This window comes from Arcobacter sp. LA11 (genome assembly GCF_001895145.1).
In the GTDB taxonomy this organism is placed as follows: Bacteria; Campylobacterota; Campylobacteria; order Campylobacterales; family Arcobacteraceae; genus Halarcobacter.
This window is the reverse complement of sequence record NZ_BDIR01000002.1, coordinates 140,962-160,451: the sequence shown is the minus strand read 5'-3', so window position 1 is coordinate 160,451 and position 19,490 is coordinate 140,962. Positions and strand designations below refer to the sequence as shown.

Sequence of the window (19,490 nt, the reverse complement as noted above, 5' to 3'; positions counted from 1 at the left end):
GGGAAAATTTGATTAGTTATCTTATAACTGATCCTCTATATTATTCAAATGATGTAAAAATATTTGAAGAAAATTTAAAAAAAGCATTAACTCTAAAAAAAGTTGATATGGCTTGCTTTAGAGATAAAAGCTCTGAAAATTTTAAAGAACTTGCAAAAGTTTTTGTAAAGATATGTAAAGAGTTTAATATTGAAAAAATATTAATCAATGGAAACTACAAGCTTGCAAAGAAACTAAAAGCAACAGGAGTTCATCTTACATCTGAACAATTTAATAAAATACAAAAAGCTAAAGATTTAGACCTCTACACAGTAATTTCTTGCCATAATTATAAAGATATAGAAAATGCACAAAAACAACATGTAAATGCGATTACCTACTCTCCAATTTTTTTCTCTCCAAATAAACCAGAAGCAAAAGGTATGGCAAAACTAAGAGAGACTATTCGAGTCTATGAAGACCTAGATATTATTGCTCTTGGTGGAATTATAGATGAAGAACATATAAGTCAAATTTCAAAAACAAGAGCCTACGGATTTGCATCAATAAGATACTTTGTTTAGACAGCTTTTAACTTAACCTCATCTTCTTTTAAATAGATTATATATGAATAAACTTCATTAGTATCAAATATCTCTTTAATAGCTTTTTTATAATGACTTACTTGAAATATATGCTCTTCTAATTCATCCTTAGTTGTTTTATAATCAAAGATATAAAGTTTTTCATCTTTTTTAACTAATAAATCAATAATTTTTAATTCATTTCTATAAATTAGAGCTTGCTCTTTTGAAATTTCACAATCATTTGTTAAAGATTTAAATTCAGTATCATTTATTAATTTTAATATCCTATTCTCAATTTTAATAAAATCATCACTACTTAAATAACTAGAATATCTATTTCTTGCTAAATTAACAGAAGTAGACAAAGACTCTTTATCAAAAGTATTCATCATCTCCAAACTATAGTGTGTGGCTATACCAAAATACTTTGCATGTAAAGTGTAATCTTTTTCATCATTCGCTTTTGAAATTGGTTTTTCTTGTACTCCTAAAAATAAAGGAGTATAGGTAACTTTTTCAATCTTTTCATAGTTTTTACTCTTATTTTCACTAATAACTATATCACCAATAGTTTGACTTTTTAAATTTAATAAATCAAAAACTGATTTTTTTTCCTTCTTGAAAATAATCATGTTGTTTCTAGCTCTTGTCATAGCAACATATAAAATATTTAATTCATCTTCTAAAGCTAAGCTCTTTTCTTTTTGTAAAGCATTTTTATAATCTTCATTATAGTTTTCTAAATTTGAAATTTTATAATAAATATTTTTTAAATGAACATCATCATATTCAAAAAGCAAAGAACTTCTATCAGAATTTTTTTGTTTTATTCTATCAAGTAATAACACAGTATGAAATTCTAAACCTTTTGATTTAAAAATTGTTAATATTTGCAATCCCACTTGTTCTGAATTTTGCATTGAAGCATCTAGCTTATCTATTTCATATACAAACTCAACAATATTTTTATAAGAAGAACAAAGTTCAATTAACTTAACCACATTATCATCAATAATATCCAAATCCATTGCTATTTTATAAATCACATCTTGAATACTTAATTTCTTAATATCAACATCTAAAAACAAATCACTTGAAGGAGCCTTTCCAATAATTGCATTTACATTCTCTTTATATATACTCTCTTCAAAGTATAAAAATTTTATTGCATTTATTACAGCTTTTACATTTTCTTGATTTATAAGCTTAGATGTCATTTCTGTAGTGATTTTTAAACTTGGAAACATTTTCTTTAAATAAGAGTATAAATTTAATACATCGTTATTTGTATAAGTTAAAATTGCAATATCATTACTATTTACACCATTTTGCATAAGTGTTGATATTTTTTTTGCAATATTTTTAAATTTTTCATCTTCAAGCAATACTTCATCTTCATAAACTTCTACAAATCCATTTTTATGAATTGCAAACTGATCATGATATTCATATGTAGGTAAGTTGTTAAAAGACTCATTTACAAAATTTACAATAGCTTCACATGATCTATAATTTGTATTTAAAATTTCTACTTCTACATTTGAATTTGTTTTTAAAACATAATCAAAAAGTTCTCTTTTCCCACCTCTAAATCTATAGATTGATTGTTTTGTATCTCCTACATAGAAAAAAGTTTTAAAATTTTCTTTTTGTCCTGAAAGAATCTCCTCAATTAAAGGTTGTAAAATCTTATATTGAAGTAAAGAAGTATCTTGAAACTCATCAATTAAAATATGAGAAAATTTTGAATCTAATCTAAAATATAAAAAATCTTTATCAATTTTTGAAGATAAAAGTTCATAAGTAAGATTTGAGATATCATCAAAATGAAGACTATTTTTTGATTTATTATATTTTATTTTATAATCTTTAAAGAGTTTATATAGTTCAAATAATCTACTTAAACTAAAACCAGACCTAATTTTGTAATATATCCCTACTTCATCTTTTAACTTAGAAAAATAGCTTTCAAGTAAGTCGTTAGAACATTTTTTAAAAGTTCTAAAATCAGCTGCACAATCCTTTGTTAACCAAGTTTTACCTTTTTCTAATAAAGTATCGAAAGAATCAAAATCTACAGCTTTTTTTGCTGCATCTGAAGAAACAGGAGAGTTCAAAATAAACTCTTTTATTTTATAAGCTTCTTTCAATGCTTCTTGTTTTTGTAAGTTTATTAAACTTGCATCAATATCTAAAATCTTTACTTCTTCATTCTTTTCAAGTAGATTTTTAAATATATCAAAAAGTGATGAATATTTTTTCTTCTCAAATAGTGAAAAATCAATCAATTTATCAAAACTTTTTAAATCTAAAGATTGAAGAAACTTATTACTTAATACTTCTACATCATCTTCTTTTATTTCAAAATCATCACTTATTCCAATATATCCACAAAATTCTCTTAGAATTTTATTTATAAATTTATCTATTGTAAAAATTGATAAAGCTGAATTTGTGAATTCTTCAACTAAAAATTCTTTTTTCGATAAGATTTGCTCTTTTGTTAAATTTGATTGTTCAATTATTGCATTTAAATAGGCTTCATCATTCCCTAGATTTAATAGCGTATGATAAATTCTTTCACTCATTTCATTTGCAGCTTTATTTGTAAAGGTTAAAGTTAATATCTCTTTTACCTTTGCACCTAATAGTAATAGCGTGATATATCGTACAGTTAATGCAAAAGTTTTCCCACTTCCGGCACTTGCTTTATAAGCTAAATAATGTTTCATAAATTGGATTGTACAATAAATAGGATTAAGTACTTTTAAGAAAAAATTACTATTTTTCTTATATTTAGATTATTAATTAAATTAATATAATTATTTAAGTTAGTTAATGATAAAATTTTTCTTTTATCTTTTCTCAAGGTATGCTCATGGATTCTAAACGTAAAATTTCACTTTCACTTTTTTTTGTAATGTCGATTATATTTATTATTTTAATTGTAAATATTATTATGAACTTTAGAGACTATGGTTTAAATAGTGTTGAGCATAAAGCTAAAGCTATTGCACAAACCGTTAAACACAGTCTAACATCACATATGGTAAATGGTGTTATAGATAATCGTGAATTATTTCTAGATCAAATTGCGAAACTTGAAAACGTAGATGAAATCTGGCTTTCACGTGCACCTGCTGTTATTGAGCAATTTGGAGAAGGTAATAACAATGAAGTTGCTAGAGACAAAATTGATGAAGATGTTTTACAAGAAGGAATTGAAAAAACTGTAGTTGAAGAAAGGATTTTTGGAAAAAGTTCTTATAGAATCACTATTCCATATATAGGTACTGCTGATGGAACAATTGATTGTCTTTCATGTCACACTGCAAAACAAGGTGATACCTTAGGAGCAATTACAATTACTATGTCTATTGATGATATCAAAGAAGCAGGTATGAAAACTGTATTTAATACTATTGTTATTGCATTGGTTTTAATTATTTTTATTCTTATTTTTGTAAATAAACTTATTTCTCCATTCTTGACTCTTTTTGAATCAATTAATCGTGTAATGAAAAAAGCACAAAGTGGAGACTACTCGGATAGAATTGGTCTAACAAAAGGTAAAGAGAGTGATAAAGTTGCAAGTTGGATCGATGGATTATTAGAAAAATTACAAACTACTTTAGATGATATCGAGCAAAAAATAAATGTCTTTTTAGTTCATCAAAAAAGAAAAAAAATGGATCCTCTTATAGATGTAAAAAGCACGGTTAATCGTCTTGCAGATATATATAGATTTAGAAAAACTATTGAACATGATGAAGATATAAAAGAGGTTTATAATAGACTAGCATCTGTCTTTCGAGAAAAATTTGGGCTTTCTGACTTTAATTTTATCGAAGCAGATACAACTCATAAAGATGTAAATGTAGTTTATATGGAAAAAGAAATCCATTGTCAAGCACAAGAAGGATGTAGAGCAGATAGAACAAATACTATCGTTGATTCTTGCCAATTTAAAAATATGTGTAACAAATTTAATGATGACGTAAAGAATTTTTATATTTGTATTCCATATTCTATTTCAAATGATTTAGATTTTATTGTATCAATAATCTCAGATTCTGAAGAAGAGCACAATAGAATACGTAATATCTTGCCATCAATCCAAGATTATATTGATACTGCCAAACCAGAAATCGTTAGCAAAAAACTTATGTATATTCTTGAGCGTACAGCTAGAACTGATCCTTTGACAGGATTATTTAATAGAAAATACTTAGAAGAATCTGTTAAAACAATTATTTCACAAGTTAAACGTACAGAGATACCTTATGGTATTCTAATGGCTGATATTGATTTCTTTAAAATGATTAACGATACTTATGGTCATGATGTAGGTGATGAAGCGATTAAAATTATTGCACAAACTTTAGTTGAAAACTCGCGAGAGTCTGACGTTGTTGTAAGATTTGGTGGCGAAGAATTTATTGTTTTACTTTACAATTGTGATGAAAACTATATATTTGAGATTGCCGAAAAAATTAGAATTGCTTTTTCTAAGAAAGAAATTCCAGTGGGATCAACATCTTTTACTAAGACAATTAGTATAGGAGCTTCAATTTTTCCTACACATACGGATAATTTCTGGCAATGTCTAAAATATGCTGATATGGCCTTATATGAAGCTAAAGATACAGGTAGAAATAAAAGTGTTGTATTTTCAAAAGATCTTTTAAAAGATGGGGAACTCAAAGAAGAGTATTAGAAGTTAATATATAGTTAACTTCACCCATCATTAAAAACTTCCTACTTAATTATCCCTTTATAAACAGTTATTTAATAAATAAGTTAATTTCCAGTATAATGCCGAACTTATAGAAAAATGGATACTAAAAAAAGGTCAAAAACCTATGCAAAAAAAACAACATAAAGTACAAACCCTACTTGACGCAATTCCATATATAAAAAAGTTTAGTAGTAAAACCATAGTTATTAAATATGGTGGTTCAGCACAAACAAGTCCTCAACTGCAAGAAAAATTTGCAGAAGACATAGTTTTACTTTCACTAGTTGGAATTAAACCAGTTATTGTTCATGGTGGAGGAGCTAGAATTTCTGAGCTTCTAGAAAAGCTAGAAATAAAATCTGAATTTATAAATGGTCATAGAGTAACATCAAAGGATACTATGAGAGTTGTAGAAATGGTATTAAGTGGAGAGATAAATAAAAATATCACTTCACTGTTAAATCACCATGGAGCAAAAGCAATTGGTATCTCAGGAAAAGATTCTTCAATTATAAAAGCTGTTCCAAAAGAAGATGGAAAATTTGGATATACAGGTGTTGTAACTGAGATTAATGCTGAAATGATAAATAATCTATTAGAGCAAGGATTTATCCCTGTAATTGCTCCAATTGCAGATAGTGCGGAACCTAATCACCCAGGATTTAATATCAATGCAGATGTAGCAGCATCAAAAGTTGCGAGTGCATTAAATGCTCAAAAAGTACTTTTCCTAACAGATACAGTTGGTGTATTGAATAAAGAAGGAACACTTCTAACTTCATTAGATAAAGATGAAGTTGAAGCATATAAAAAAGATGAAACAATTGCAGGAGGAATGATTCCTAAAGTTGATTCATGTATTGAAGCTATTCATAATGGAGTTAATAAAGCACATATTATTGATGGAAGAGTAGAACACTCTATCTTATTAGAGTTATTTACTAGTGATGGTATTGGAACTCAATTTTTAAGAAGAGACAATCCTAACAATGGGATTGATATGGAAAAATTATTAAACGATGAAGCTTAAGAGTAATTAATTACTCTCTTTAGGATTTGTTTCTTTAACAATTTTTACAAATTGTGTTAAAAGAAATTAGAAAATGATAAGTCCCTTCAAAATTGGGACAATTTTTAAGGATATATAATGAATTTTGTTGAAACTAGAGGAAATGATGGAATTAAGCCAGTTGAGGCAACATTTTCACATGCTATTTTAAATCCAAGTGCATCTTTTGGTGGACTATATGTACCAAAAGAGTTACCAAAACTTGAAGAGAATTTTATTCAAAATCATGTAGATAAAAGCTATAAAGAACTTGCATTTGATATTTTAAAAGCTTTTGAAATCGATATCGATGATGATGAAATTAACAAAGCATTAGCTCTTTATGATAATTTTGATGATGCTTCTAATCCATGTCCAGTAGTACGTGTAAAAGATGACTTATTTGTACATGAGCAATATCACGGACCAACAAGAGCTTTCAAAGATATGGCTTTACAGCCATTTGGTTCTATTCTTTCTTCAATTGCAAAAAAAAGAGATGAGCACTATTTAATACTTGCTGCAACTTCAGGAGATACTGGACCAGCTGCATTAAATACTTTTAAAAATAAAGAAAATATCCAAGTGGCTTGTCTATATCCAGATGGTGGAACTTCTGATGTTCAAAGACTTCAAATGGTTTGTGAAGACGGAGATAACTTAAAAGTATTAGGTATTCATGGAAACTTTGATGATGCACAATCTGCACTTAAAAATCTTTTAGCATCTCAATCTTTTAAAGATGAATTAGAAAGAGATGGAATTAAATTATCTGCTGCAAACTCTGTTAACTTTGGAAGAATCATATTTCAAATCATTTATCACTTCTGGTCATATATCCAACTACATAAACAAGAAGAAATTACATTTGGTGAAAAGATTTATTTAGTAGTTCCAAGTGGAAACTTTGGAAATGTTCTTGGAGGTTTTTATGCACAAGAAATGGGATTACCAATTGAAAAACTTTTAGTAGCTTCTAATGAAAATGATATTTTAACACAATGGATTAATACTGGTGTTTATGATATTAGAGATAAAGAATTAAAACTTACAAAATCACCAGCAATGGATATTTTAAAATCTTCAAATATTGAAAGAGTTATTTATTCTTTATATGGACCTAAAAGAACAAAAGAATTTTTTGATGATTTAAATGAAAAGAAAATTTTTACAATGACTCAAAAAGAGACTGAAGAATTAAAAAAATATTTTAGTGCAATTAATTCAGATGATGCATATGGAGCAAAAGTTATAAAAAACTTTTTAGATGATGGATATTTAATGGATCCACATACAGCTACTTGTTTAAAAGCTTATGAAGAATTAAAAGAAAAAGATTTAAAAACAGTTATTTATTCAACTGCAGAGTGGACAAAATTTTCACCAACTGTATTAAATGCATTACATGAAAATAGCACTTCTTACGTAGATAAAGAGGCTTTAGAAATAATTTCTAAAGAATATAATGCTACATTACCTTCAAGTATAAAAGAATTATTTTCTGCAAAAATCAATCATGATTCAGTAATAAATAAAGAAAATATTGAAGAAGAAATCGTTAAATTTATTAAAGGGTAGAAACTCTTTAATAAGTTTAGCTTATAATTACAGTGTGTAAATTAAGCACACCTCTCCCAAAAAAAGACCATTATTGACATAGGTCATATCTCTTTAAGTAAATTCTCAATATAATATCTAGATTTAATTTTAAAATAAGGAAGCTAAATGTCTAACAACACAAATAGACGAGATTTTCTAGGTTTTACATTTGCTGCAGTTGCTGCAGTAGGTGGAGCTGCCTCTCTTGTTGGTATGAAACAAGCGTGGGATCCATTACCAAGTGTATTAGCTGGAGGATTTACTAATGTTGAACTTAGTGGGCTAAAAGCTGGTGAACCAACTACAGTTATGTGGAGAGGTAAACCAATTTTTGTTCTTAAGAAATCAGCAGAAATGGAAAAATCTGAAAGAGATTTAATTATTGGAAACGATAGATTTATCGTTGCTATTGGATTATGTACTCACTTAGGATGTATTCCAGCATGGAAAAAAAGTACTTGGAAATGTGCATGTCACGGTGGGGAATTTGATTCAAGTGGTAAGCAAACATTTGGTCCTCCTCCTAGACCTCTAGATCTACCTCCATTTAGTGTAAAAGGAACTCAAATTGTTCTTGGTGAAGAAGGTCCTGAATACAAAAAAATCGCAGCTGCGATGATGGCGTAAGGAGTAGTAAATGGCAAAAATTGAAAAAGCAAATTCACTTGGTGAATGGTTTGACCAAAGGTTAAACACAACTACTTTTACAAAAGTTATGATGACGGAATATTGGATTCCAAAAGATATTAACTTTTTATGGGCTATGGGAGTATTACTTGCAGTAACATTTAAAATTCTAGTTATTACTGGAATTTTCTTAATGATGTACTACAAACCAGATGTTAATTTAGCATTTGACTCAGTTAACTATACAATTATGCAAGAAGTTGCATACGGATGGCTATTTAGACACATGCATGGTGTTGCTGCATCTGTTATCTTCTTAATTATTTATATTCACATGCTTACAGGTATCTACTACGGTTCTTATAAGAAAGGTAGAGAGATGATCTGGATTTCTGGTATGTTATTATTCATGACATTCTCAGCTGCTGGATTCTCTGGATATATGTTACCATGGGGACAAATGTCTTACTGGGCTGCAATGGTTATTACAAACCTTTTTGGTGGTATTCCATTAATTGGTGATGCATTAGTTGTATGGATTAGAGGTGACTTTAACGTTGCTGATGCTACATTAACTAGATTCTTTATGTTACACGTATTCTTATTACCTATTTCTATTATGGCAATAATTGGATTACACTTTTATACATTAAGAATTCCTCATGTTAATAACCAAACTTCTGAAGATATTGATTATGATGCTGAAGCTGAAAAATATTTAGCAGGGAATAAAAAAGAATCTAAAGTTATTCCTTTCTGGCCAGTATTTATCTCTAAAGATTTTGCTGTACTTGGTATTTTCTTAATTTTCTACTTCTACTTAGTATTCTTCCATTATAATTTTGCAATGGACCCAGTTAACTTCGATCCTGCTGATAACATGGTTACTCCTGCACATATTTATCCTGAGTGGTATTTCTTATGGTCGTATGAAGTATTAAGAGGTTTCTTCTTTGATATTGCTGGATTTAAAGCATTTGATATTGGTTTAGCTGCATTCGGTTTCGCAAACGTTGCATTCTTATTATTACCATTCTTAGATAGAGATCCAGATATTTTACCTGCACATAAAAGACCTATGTTCTTCGCATGGTTCTGGGTATTAATGGTTGACTTAATAGTATTAACTGTATATGGTAAATTACCTCCAACAGGGGCAAATGCTTGGGTTGGATTCTTTGCGGCAGTAGTATTTATTTTACTATTCGTAGCATTACCAATACTTACAAAAATTGATGCTAAAAAGAGAGGTGCATAATGAGAGAATTAAAAATTTTAGCAGTAGTAGTTGCTTTAACACTAATTACATACTGGGGAGTTGAACCATTCGCTCACTCTCAAATGCATCCTCACGTAGATGCTGCTGATTATCAATTTAAAGATGCTGATGGACTTAAAGGGATGAAAGGAAATGCTGAAGCAGGTGCTGCTTTAGTTCAAGCGAACTGTATTGCTTGTCACTCAATCACATCACAAAGTTTTCCTCCATTAATGGATGATAAAACTTCTGCTGCATCTTATGGTGTTGTTCCACCAGATTTATCTTCTGCTGGTAAAATTTATAATGCTGATTATTTAGCAGCATTTATTAAAAATCCTGCAAAAGCTGCAAAAACTGAACATAAGTTCCAAGATGGTGCAACTCATCCAATGCCTAATTACGATTGGATGCAACCACAAGAGATTGCAGATATGGTAGCATACTTGCAATCTATTGCTCCAAAAGAAATGACAAATAAAGAAGTATTTGCTGACGCTTGTCAAAGATGTCACGCTATTAAATATGGTGATATGCAAAAAGGTACAATGGCTGCATTTACTCCTGATGAAAATATCAAAGCATATATGGGTAAATTACCTCCAGATTTATCACAATACATTAGATCAAGAGGTGAGTCTTACTTACATACATTTATTAATGATCCTCAAAAACACTTAGAGGGTACTGCAATGCCTAGAGTTGGTTTAACGGCTGATGCAGAACAACAAGTAATTACTTATATGCAAGAAGTTGGTGATTCTAGTAAAGCTGATAGAGAAGCTTTAGGTCCTAAATTCTTAATTTATTTAGTTATTTTTGCTATCTTTGCATGGTTATGGAAAGCTAGTAAATGGAGAGATGTTCACTAAGAACTAATCATATAACTACAAAGGGATGGATTTTTTCCATCCCTTTTTTTTTATTATTTTAATATTATTTATAATATAATAAATATAATAACTTTAGAGGAGAAGAAAAATGAAAGTAATCAATATTTTAGCAGCTACTATGCTAACTATTTCAATGGCATCGGCAGAAGACATTATGAAAAAGTCAATGTCAATTATGGAAAATGGGATGACTCAAATTCAACAAGGTTTTTTAAATAACAATCTTGAATTGATCAAGAGTGGTTCAAAGTTAGTAAAAGAAGGAAATGCTTTATTTTCTGAAAAAGAAGTAATTGTTCAATATCTACCAAAAAATAAAAAACATATGGTTAATGTTGCTGAAAATGCAGCAAAAAGAATAGATTTAGATGTAAATGTTTTAGAATTAAACTTAGATAGCAAAGCTTATATTAACGCAGCAAATGCATATTCTGATATGTTAAATGCCTGTGCAAGATGTCACTCAATTGTTAGAAGCTGGTGAGTTTCTATATTAAAAGATAGACTTTTTTGTCTATCTTTTAAATCAATATTTTTGATGCTGCTGAGATAATTGCAGTTTCACTTTTCAAAATTAAATTAGATTTAAATCCTACAATTTTTTCTTTATCAAATTTATTTTCTTCATCTTTAGAAAATCCACCTTCACAACCTATAATTAATTTAGTAATAGACTCTTTCTTTTCATCAATTAATTGTGAAGAAAAATTTAATGCATAAACATCATTATTGTTTTGAAGGAATTCATCAAGACTACTAGATGCATCAAGTTTGATTATAGAACTTCTACCACATTGAGAAGAAGAATTTATTAATATTTTTTCTAATTTATCAAAATTTATTTTAAAATTCTTTTGAGAATAATCACAGTATAAAAATGTAATTTTATAGACACCTAATTCATTCAATGAAGCTAAACTCTTTTCAATAGTTTTGGGATCAATAATACACCAGATAAGATGTAATTTTTTTGAATTTTCAATTATCTTTTCTTCTTTTGAAATAAGTTTACATATAGCTTTTTTCTTATCTATATCAATTACTTTATATAAATAAATATACTTATCATCCAAATTTCTAAAATATATTTCATCTGATATTTTTTGACGTCTTGCTTTAAAAAGATACTTATATGTATCTTCTTGAATTTCTAAAAAGTCTACTGATGATTGAGGATGATAAGTAAATTGCATTAAAAAACTTTTGATATGATATAAACTGAAACTAAAACCATAATTTCAATTGTATAAATTTTTTTAGCATAAACCATAAACTCTTCTTGAAGTTGTATATCTGTACTTTTAATAACTCTCATTTTTTTATATCTCTTTATCTCTATTACCAATAAAAATATTGATGCAGGAATCATAAGTCCTATAGTAAAAGAAAAAACTTGTGCATATGCAGCAACTATTGCTCCAGTATATATAACAATTGCATTTGTCAAATGATAAATAGGTGTCATAAACTTTAATCTCTTCGCTAATTTAATAAAATTATCTACTGTAACAACAGAATAAAAATTAAAAATCATAATTGCTAAAAATAAATAAATTGTATATACGTGCGTGATAATTGCATCACTCATTAGTTCCATGTTAAACTCACTTTTAAAAAATTTTGGTATTATATCTAACTTGTCATAAGGTATTAGTAAAAGGAAAAATATGGCTATTTCTGTTAATGAAGCTATTAAAACAATCTCAAATATTGATGTTAATTTAAACTATGAAATCATTCCAATTGAAAGTTCAGAAGATAGAATTTGTGCGCAAGACGTTGTTGCTACAATTTGTTTACCTAGGTTTAACAATTCTGCGATGGATGGTTTTGGAATTTTATATGAAGATAAAAATGAAAAATTAAAAATAGTAGATACAATTTTTGCAGGTGATAATAACAATAGATTATTAGAAAAAAACCAATGCGTAAAAATAATGACTGGTGCAAAAGTACCAGATAACTGTACAGCTATAATTCCAAAAGAAGATTGTCAATATTTAGAAGATGATTTTATTACTATACCAAATGATATAAAAAAATTTCAACATATTAGATTTATTGGTGAAGATATAAATAAAGGCGATACTTTAATCAAAATAGGAGAGACTATTAACTTTGCAAAAGTTACTCTTTTAAGTTCTCAAGGTATATCACATATTAAAGTTTTTAAAAAACCTAAAGTAGTAGTATTTGCAAGTGGTGAAGAACTAAAATTACATTATGAAAAAGCAGAAAACTATCAAATATATAATTCAAATACTCCAACATTTATGAGTAGATGTAAAGAACTTGGAGCACAAATAGATTTTATTGGTCAAGCTCATGATTCAATTGAATCAATTAAAGAATTAATAGAAAACTCTTTAGATGCAGATTTAATTATAACTTCGGGAGGAGTTTCAGTTGGAGATGCAGATTTTACAAAAGATGCTTTTAACGAATTAGATTTTGAAACTCTTTTTGATGGAATTATAATTAAACCAGGGAAACCTACTGTACTAGGAAAAATTGACAAAACACATATATTAAATCTTCCAGGAAACCCTTTAGCTTCAGCACTTATATTTGAAGTTTTTGGAAAGTTAATAATACAAAAATTAATAGGTTCAAATGAAACTTATCATAATTTTATATCTGCAAAAATGGGTGAAGACCTAAAAAATAAAAAAGGGAGAATAACAGTAATCCCTGGTAATTTTGATGGTGAGTATTTTATAAGTGCTCAAAAAAGAAGCCCTGGTATGGTTTCAACTCTTAGTAATTGTAACTCTATGATTATACTTGATGAAAATGTTTCAAATATCAAAAAAGAGTCTTTTGTTAAAGTACTACCAATAAATTGGAAATTTTTTACGAAAAATCAAAAGGAATTTTTAACGAATGAATAACAACGTGACAAAAAAAGCAGTATGTATTTTAAGTGGAGGTATGGATTCTACTTTAGCTTCATATATTGCAAAAAATGAAGGTTATGAAATTATAGCTGTTCATTTTAATTATGGACAAAGAACTGAAAATAGAGAGTTAAAGGCATTTAGAGATATTTGTAATGATTTACAAATAAAAGAAAAGTATGAAATTGATATTCCATTTTTCACACAAATTGGTGCAAGTGCATTAACTGATAAAACTATTGATATACCAACAAATGGTATTGAAGCTGGCGTACCTATAACTTATGTACCTTTTAGAAATGGTATTTTTCTTTCAATTGCTACTGCTATTGCAGAAAAAGAAGAAGCTCAAGCTTTATATATTGGTGTAGTAGAAGAAGACAGTTCAGGATATCCTGATTGTACAGATACATTTATAAATAATATGACTACAGCAATTAATGAAGGAACAAAAAAGAGTACTAAACTTGAAATAAAAACTCCTCTTGTTCACCTTATGAAAAACCAAATTGTAGAGAAATCTATAGAATTAAATGTTCCATTAGAACATACTTGGTCTTGTTATAAAGAAGAAGAGGAAGCCTGTGGTGTTTGTGATTCTTGTAGATTAAGGTTAAATGGTTTTAAAGAAGCAAATTCAACTGATCCAATTCCTTATAAAGGATAAATTATGACTTGGAAAATATCTAAATCATTTGATTTTTGTTATGGTCATAGAGTTTGGTCTCAGGAATTAAATCCAGATTTTTCACTTGATTCATGCTTAAAATGTAGACATCTACACGGACATCAAGGTCAAGTAATAATATACCTAGAATCATCAAAATTAGAAAATGGCATGGTAACAGATTTTAAACATCTTAACTGGTTCAAAGCATTTTTAGATGATGTGTTAGACCATAAGTTTATTATAGATATAAACGACCCACTTTTTGAAACTCTTTTACCTCATTATAATAAAACTGAATTAATAGAGTTTGAGCAAGGTTATAAAATGGTTGATTTAACAAAAATAAAAGATGAACCAAATCATATAAGAGAAATGTATGAAGGATATGTACTAGTAGACTTTGTGCCTACAAGTGAAAATCTTTCTGCATGGTTTTTAGAAATTGCCCAAGAAAAGATGAATAAATTAAATATAAAAGTTGCTAGTGTAGAGTTTGCGGAAACTCCAAAAAGTAAAAGCCACGTATATGCTTGAAATAAATGAAATTTTCGGTCCAACAATACAAGGAGAGGGGAAACTAATAGGTACTCCTTCTATCTTTATTAGAGTTGGAAAATGCAATATGAAATGCGAAGGGTTTAATGTAGAATATGAAACTCCTAGTGGTATAAAAAAATGTTCATGTGATTCTTACTATGCAGTTGACCCAGCATTTAAAGAGCAATGGCATAGAATGTCATGTGATGATATTATAAATAAAGTAAAAGAATTAAAACCAAATTACAATGTTGATATTGTAATTACTGGTGGAGAACCACTTTTATATTGGCAAAATGAAGAGTTCCAATCTTTATTAGAATATTATATAAAAAATGGCTATAAAATTACAATAGAGACAAATGCTTCTTTAAATATTAACTTAAATAAAGAGTACCAAAAAAAGATATTATTTTCTATGAGTGTAAAACTTTCAAACTCTTTGGAGCCTCTAAAAAAAAGAGTTAATATAGATACGCTAACTCAAATTTTAAATAATACAAAAGACTCTTATCTAAAATTTGTAATTGATAAAAAATTTAAAATAAAAGCAAATGAAGAGATAAACTCAATACTAAAACAAATTCCTAAAGCAGAAGTATACTTAATGCCAATGGGCGATACAGCTAAAGAGATAAATCAAAACAGCGAAACTGTTATTGATATGGCAATAGAAAATGGCTTTAAATATTGTGATAGACTTCATATTAGAGTTTGGGATAATAAAAGAGGCGTTTAATATAAAAAAATATCAACAATTGATATAATATGCGTCAAAATTAGAATTATAAAAATTTACAAAAGGATTTATATGGAATTTACTGGTTCAAATGTACTAGTTACTGGTGCAAGTAGAGGAATTGGGGCGGAAATAGCTAAAACTTTAGCAGGTTTTGGTTTAAAAGTATGGATAAACTATAGAAGTGGAGCAGAAGCTGCAGAAAAAATCAAAGAAGAGATTGAAGCTGCTGGTGGTAAAGCTGCAATTGTTAAAGCTGATGTAACTAAAGAAGATGAATTTACAGCAGCAATTAAAACAATCGTTGATGCTGATGGTGAGATTTCTTACTTAGTAAATAATGCTGGTATTACAAGAGATAAATTAGCTCTAAGAATGTCTGTAGAAGATTTTAACGATGTTATTGCTGCAAACTTAACATCTGCATTTATTGGATGTAAAGCATCTTTAAAAGCTATGGGTAAAAAAAGATTTGGTTCTATTGTAAATATCTCTTCAATTGTTGGAGAAATGGGAAATCCTGGTCAAACAAATTATTCTGCTTCAAAAGGTGGATTAAATGCTATGACTAAATCATTTGCAAAAGAAGCAGCCGCAAGAGGTATTAGATATAACGCAGTTACACCTGGATTTATTCAAACAGATATGACTGACGAATTAAAAGATGATGTTAAAGCAGAATATGAGAAAAATATCCCTTTATCAAGATTTGGTCAACCTAAAGAGATTGCCGATGCAGTGGCATTTTTATTAAGTAATCACTCTTCATATATAACAGGTGAAATTTTAAAAGTAAATGGTGGTTTATACGTTTAAAAAGATTAATTAAATCTTTTTGTGTTATAATTTGACGATAATTTTATAAAAGGAAATGAATATGGCATTATTAGATGATGTAAAAGAAGTAGTAGTAGAGCAATTAGATTGTGATGCAGCTGAAGTTAAAGAAGAGTCTAAGTTTATTGAGGATTTAGGTGCAGATTCTTTAGACGTTGTTGAGTTAGTTATGGCGTTAGAAGAAAAATTTGATATCGAAATTCCAGACGAAGATGCTGAAGGTATTTTAACTGTAGCTGATGCTATGAAATACATCGAAGATAACGCGTAATTTTATACGCTTTATAATCTGAAGCCAGTATTTTATACTGGCTTTTTTATTCTTTAAATTATTGAGTTTTTTTATTTTATAAAAAATTGAATTATTTAAATATATATTTGGAGCATTTTTGATGAGAAGAGTTGTAATAACTGGTCTAGGAACAATTAATTCTGTAGGAAATAGTGTTGAAGATTCATTTAAAGCCGTAGTTGCTGGAGAATGTGGAATTGATACAATTACTTTATTTGACGCAAGTGAATACCCTGTAAGAATAGCAGGAGAAGTTAAAGATTTTGACCCTACAACAGTAATGGATAAAAAAGAAGTAAAAAAAGCAGATAGATTTATTCAATTAGGTATAAAAGCTGCACAGGAAGCTATGATTGACTCTGGTTTTGTAAATGCTGAAAATAAAAAAGTAGATGATAATGTTGCTGAAAGATTTGGTGTAATTTCTGCATCAGGTATTGGTGGATTATCAACAATTGAAAAAAATTCTGTTGTATGTGAAAATAGAGGCCCAAAAAGAATTTCACCATTCTTTATCCCTTCATCACTAGTTAATATGCTTGGTGGTTTTATTTCAATTGAACATGGATTAAAAGGTCCAAGTTTATCTCACGTTACAGCATGTGCCGCATCAACTCATGCACTTGCAGATGCAGCTAAAACAATTATGTTAAATGGTGCAGATAGAATACTAGTTGTAGGTGCGGAAAGTGCTGTTTGTGGTGCTGGTGTTGGTGGATTTGCTGCTATGAAAGCATTATCTACAAGAAATGATGAACCTAAAAAAGCTTCAAGACCATTTGATACAAATAGAGATGGATTTGTTATGGGTGAAGGTTCAGGAGCATTAGTTGTTGAAGAGTTAGAATCAGCACGTGCAAGAGGTGCTAAAATTTATTGTGAAATTATTGGATTTGGTGAATCTGGTGATGCTAATCATATTACTGCTCCTGTTATGGATGGTCCATTAAGAGCAATGAAAGCAGCATTTGATATGGCAAAAAATATCACTGGGGAATTACCAAAAATTGATTATATTAATACTCATGGAACTTCTACTCCAGTTGGTGATGTTAATGAATCAAAAGCTATTACTGAATTATTTAATGGTGTTGAAAATTGTCCTCCTGTTACATCTACAAAGGGTCAAATTGGTCATTGTTTAGGTGCTGCTGGTGCGATTGAAGCAATTTTTGCTATTAAGTCACTAAATGAAGGAATAATTCCTCCAACAATTAATATTGAAAATCAAGATGAAAACTGTCAATTAGACTATGTTCCTAATACGGCTAGAGAAGTTGAATTAGAAACAGTTATGAGTAATAATTTTGGTTTTGGTGGAACTAACGGTTCTATTATTTTTAGAAAATTTAAAGACTAATAATATTTATTTAATAAAGGAATAATTTGGCAACTTATTTAGATTTTGAAGACAAGATAAAAAAATTAGAAGAAGATATTACAATTGCAAAAACAAAATCGGATGAACACGCTGTAGAAATATTAGAGAAAAAGCTAGAAAAAGAAGTTGAAAAAACATTTAAAAATTTAAGCGACTATCAAAAACTTCAACTAGCACGTCACCCAGATCGTCCTTATGCAATGGATTATATTAGAGGACTAATGACTGATGCTTATGAAATTCATGGTGATAGACATTTTGATGATGATAATGCTATTGTTTGTTTCCTTGGATATATTGGTGAACAAAAAGTTATGGTTATTGGTGAACAAAAAGGCCGTGGTACTAAAAATAAGCTAATGAGAAACTTTGGTATGCCTAGTCCTGAAGGATATAGAAAAGCTTTAAGAGCAGCAAGAATGGCTGAAAAGTTTAATATTCCAATCTTAATGCTTGTGGACACTCCAGGTGCATATCCAGGACTTGGTGCAGAAGAAAGAAATCAATCAGAAGCAATTGCAAAAAATTTATATGAATTTTCAGACCTTACTACTCCTACAGTATCTGTAGTAATTGGAGAAGGTGGTTCTGGTGGTGCTTTAGCAATTTCAGTTGCTGATAAATTAGCAATGATGAGATATTCTGTTTACGCAGTTATTTCTCCAGAAGGATGTTCTGCAATTTTATGGAATGACCCTGCAAAAGTTGAAACTGCTGCAAATGCATTGAAAATTACTGCTGAAGCTTTAAAAGATTTAGAATTAGTTGACGATGTAATTAATGAACCATTAATTGGTGCACATAGAAAAAAAGATGAAGCCATAAAAGCTTTAGGTGACTATTTTTTAACTTCTATAGAAGAGTTAAAACAATTAACGCCAGCACAAAGATATCAAATGAAATATGAAAAACTAATGAACTTAGGAAAGTTTCAAGAAGATTCAAAATAGTAAGTTGTAGTTAAACTACAACTTATCTAACAAGACGCCCTACTGGCTCTCCACCTATTAAATGAAAATGTAAATGATGAACTTCTTGTCCCCCATCATCTCCAATATTTGTAATTAATCTATAACCACTATTTTTTACATCTAATTTTGATGCAACTTTTTGAATAAATTCAGTCATTCCTGCCATTACTTTTGGAGGCATAACATCAAAAGAGTCATAATGCTCCTTTGGAATTATTAATACATGAACTTTTCTAGCAGGATTTATATCATTAAACGCTAAAAAATTCTCATCTTCTAAAACAGTTTGATTAGGTATTTCTCCATTAACAATTTTACAAAATATACACATGTAAACACCTTTATTTAGTTTGAAAATTATTATAACCAAACTCTAATAAAATTTTAAGTATAATCCCGAACAATATAGAAAACAACCCACATCAGGAGAAACAAAA

General features: G+C 28.7%; 20 protein-coding genes. 16 read left to right on the top strand and 4 right to left on the bottom strand.

Going from position 1 to position 19,490, the window contains the following annotated elements; genetic code table 11:
* The first annotated feature begins 8 nt into the window (after positions 1-8).
* Entirely contained in the window at positions 9-563 is a 555-nt protein-coding gene (locus BT997_RS02765; protein ID WP_072679905.1) for a thiamine phosphate synthase, read from the top strand.
* On the opposite strand, the gene BT997_RS02760 is transcribed toward BT997_RS02765, so the two are convergent.
* Positions 560-3,298 (bottom strand): RecB-like helicase, encoded by a 2,739-nt coding sequence (locus tag BT997_RS02760; protein ID WP_072679903.1) that lies wholly within the window; start codon positions 3,296-3,298, stop codon positions 560-562. The genes BT997_RS02765 and BT997_RS02760 overlap by 4 nt on opposite strands.
* A gap of 146 nt (positions 3,299-3,444) precedes the next feature.
* On the opposite strand from BT997_RS02760, the gene BT997_RS02755 reads away from it, so the two are divergent.
* The 7 genes from BT997_RS02755 to BT997_RS02725 all read left to right on the top strand — a co-directional run bounded on the left by BT997_RS02755 (position 3,445) and on the right by BT997_RS02725 (position 11,213).
* Positions 3,445-5,283 (top strand): GGDEF domain-containing protein, encoded by a 1,839-nt coding sequence (locus tag BT997_RS02755; protein ID WP_072679900.1) that lies wholly within the window; start codon positions 3,445-3,447, stop codon positions 5,281-5,283.
* 145 nt (positions 5,284-5,428) lie between these two features.
* Entirely contained in the window at positions 5,429-6,334 is a 906-nt protein-coding gene (argB, locus tag BT997_RS02750; protein WP_072679898.1) for an acetylglutamate kinase, read from the top strand.
* Between the two features lie 117 nt (positions 6,335-6,451).
* On the top strand, positions 6,452-7,930 hold the full coding sequence (gene thrC, locus BT997_RS02745; protein WP_072679895.1) for a threonine synthase: 1,479 nt from the start codon (positions 6,452-6,454) through the stop codon (positions 7,928-7,930).
* A gap of 147 nt (positions 7,931-8,077) precedes the next feature.
* Entirely contained in the window at positions 8,078-8,578 is a 501-nt protein-coding gene (gene petA / locus BT997_RS02740; protein ID WP_072679893.1) for a ubiquinol-cytochrome c reductase iron-sulfur subunit, read from the top strand.
* A 10-nt stretch (positions 8,579-8,588) separates the two neighbouring features.
* Complete coding sequence (locus tag BT997_RS02735; RefSeq protein WP_072679890.1) at positions 8,589-9,836, top strand: cytochrome bc complex cytochrome b subunit; 1,248 nt, start codon at positions 8,589-8,591, stop codon at positions 9,834-9,836.
* Positions 9,836-10,708, top strand: coding sequence for a c-type cytochrome (locus BT997_RS02730; protein ID WP_072679888.1), 873 nt, complete (start codon positions 9,836-9,838; stop codon positions 10,706-10,708). The genes BT997_RS02735 and BT997_RS02730 overlap by 1 nt, the downstream gene beginning before the upstream one ends.
* A 109-nt stretch (positions 10,709-10,817) precedes the next feature.
* Positions 10,818-11,213: a hypothetical protein gene (locus BT997_RS02725; protein ID WP_072679886.1), complete on the top strand. Its 396-nt coding sequence runs from the start codon at positions 10,818-10,820 to the stop codon at positions 11,211-11,213.
* Between the two features lie 37 nt (positions 11,214-11,250).
* On the opposite strand, the gene BT997_RS02720 is transcribed toward BT997_RS02725, so the two are convergent.
* Positions 11,251-11,922 (bottom strand): 16S rRNA (uracil(1498)-N(3))-methyltransferase, encoded by a 672-nt coding sequence (locus tag BT997_RS02720; protein ID WP_072679884.1) that lies wholly within the window; start codon positions 11,920-11,922, stop codon positions 11,251-11,253.
* Positions 11,922-12,326 carry a hypothetical protein gene (locus tag BT997_RS02715; protein ID WP_072679880.1) on the bottom strand — a complete coding sequence of 135 codons (405 nt, stop codon included), beginning with the start codon at positions 12,324-12,326 and terminating at the stop codon, positions 11,922-11,924. The genes BT997_RS02720 and BT997_RS02715 overlap by 1 nt, the downstream gene beginning before the upstream one ends.
* Positions 12,327-12,396: 70 nt before the next feature.
* On the opposite strand from BT997_RS02715, the gene BT997_RS02710 reads away from it, so the two are divergent.
* The 8 genes from BT997_RS02710 to accA all read left to right on the top strand — a co-directional run bounded on the left by BT997_RS02710 (position 12,397) and on the right by accA (position 19,032).
* Entirely contained in the window at positions 12,397-13,620 is a 1,224-nt protein-coding gene (locus tag BT997_RS02710; RefSeq protein ID WP_072679878.1) for a molybdopterin molybdotransferase MoeA, read from the top strand.
* Entirely contained in the window at positions 13,613-14,293 is a 681-nt protein-coding gene (queC, locus tag BT997_RS02705) for a 7-cyano-7-deazaguanine synthase QueC (RefSeq protein ID WP_072679876.1), read from the top strand. Before BT997_RS02710 ends, queC begins: the two co-directional genes overlap by 8 nt.
* Before the next feature lie 3 nt (positions 14,294-14,296).
* Positions 14,297-14,830, top strand: coding sequence for a 6-carboxytetrahydropterin synthase (locus tag BT997_RS02700; protein WP_072679874.1), 534 nt, complete (start codon positions 14,297-14,299; stop codon positions 14,828-14,830).
* Positions 14,823-15,572: a 7-carboxy-7-deazaguanine synthase QueE gene (locus tag BT997_RS02695; RefSeq protein WP_072679871.1), complete on the top strand. Its 750-nt coding sequence runs from the start codon at positions 14,823-14,825 to the stop codon at positions 15,570-15,572. The genes BT997_RS02700 and BT997_RS02695 overlap by 8 nt, the downstream gene beginning before the upstream one ends.
* A 72-nt stretch (positions 15,573-15,644) precedes the next feature.
* Positions 15,645-16,388: a 3-oxoacyl-ACP reductase FabG gene (gene fabG, locus BT997_RS02690; protein ID WP_072679868.1), complete on the top strand. Its 744-nt coding sequence runs from the start codon at positions 15,645-15,647 to the stop codon at positions 16,386-16,388.
* Between the two features lie 61 nt (positions 16,389-16,449).
* Entirely contained in the window at positions 16,450-16,680 is a 231-nt protein-coding gene (gene acpP, locus BT997_RS02685) for an acyl carrier protein (protein WP_072679866.1), read from the top strand.
* A gap of 121 nt (positions 16,681-16,801) precedes the next feature.
* Positions 16,802-18,061: a beta-ketoacyl-ACP synthase II gene (locus BT997_RS02680; protein WP_072679864.1), complete on the top strand. Its 1,260-nt coding sequence runs from the start codon at positions 16,802-16,804 to the stop codon at positions 18,059-18,061.
* A gap of 26 nt (positions 18,062-18,087) precedes the next feature.
* A complete protein-coding gene (accA, locus tag BT997_RS02675) occupies positions 18,088-19,032 on the top strand; it encodes an acetyl-CoA carboxylase carboxyl transferase subunit alpha (RefSeq protein ID WP_072679862.1) in 945 nt (314 codons plus the stop codon).
* Positions 19,033-19,054: 22 nt separating this feature from the next.
* Here the strand turns inward: accA and BT997_RS02670 are convergent, their stop codons facing one another.
* On the bottom strand, positions 19,055-19,384 hold the full coding sequence (locus tag BT997_RS02670; protein ID WP_072679859.1) for a histidine triad nucleotide-binding protein: 330 nt from the start codon (positions 19,382-19,384) through the stop codon (positions 19,055-19,057).
* Positions 19,385-19,490 lie beyond the last annotated feature (106 nt).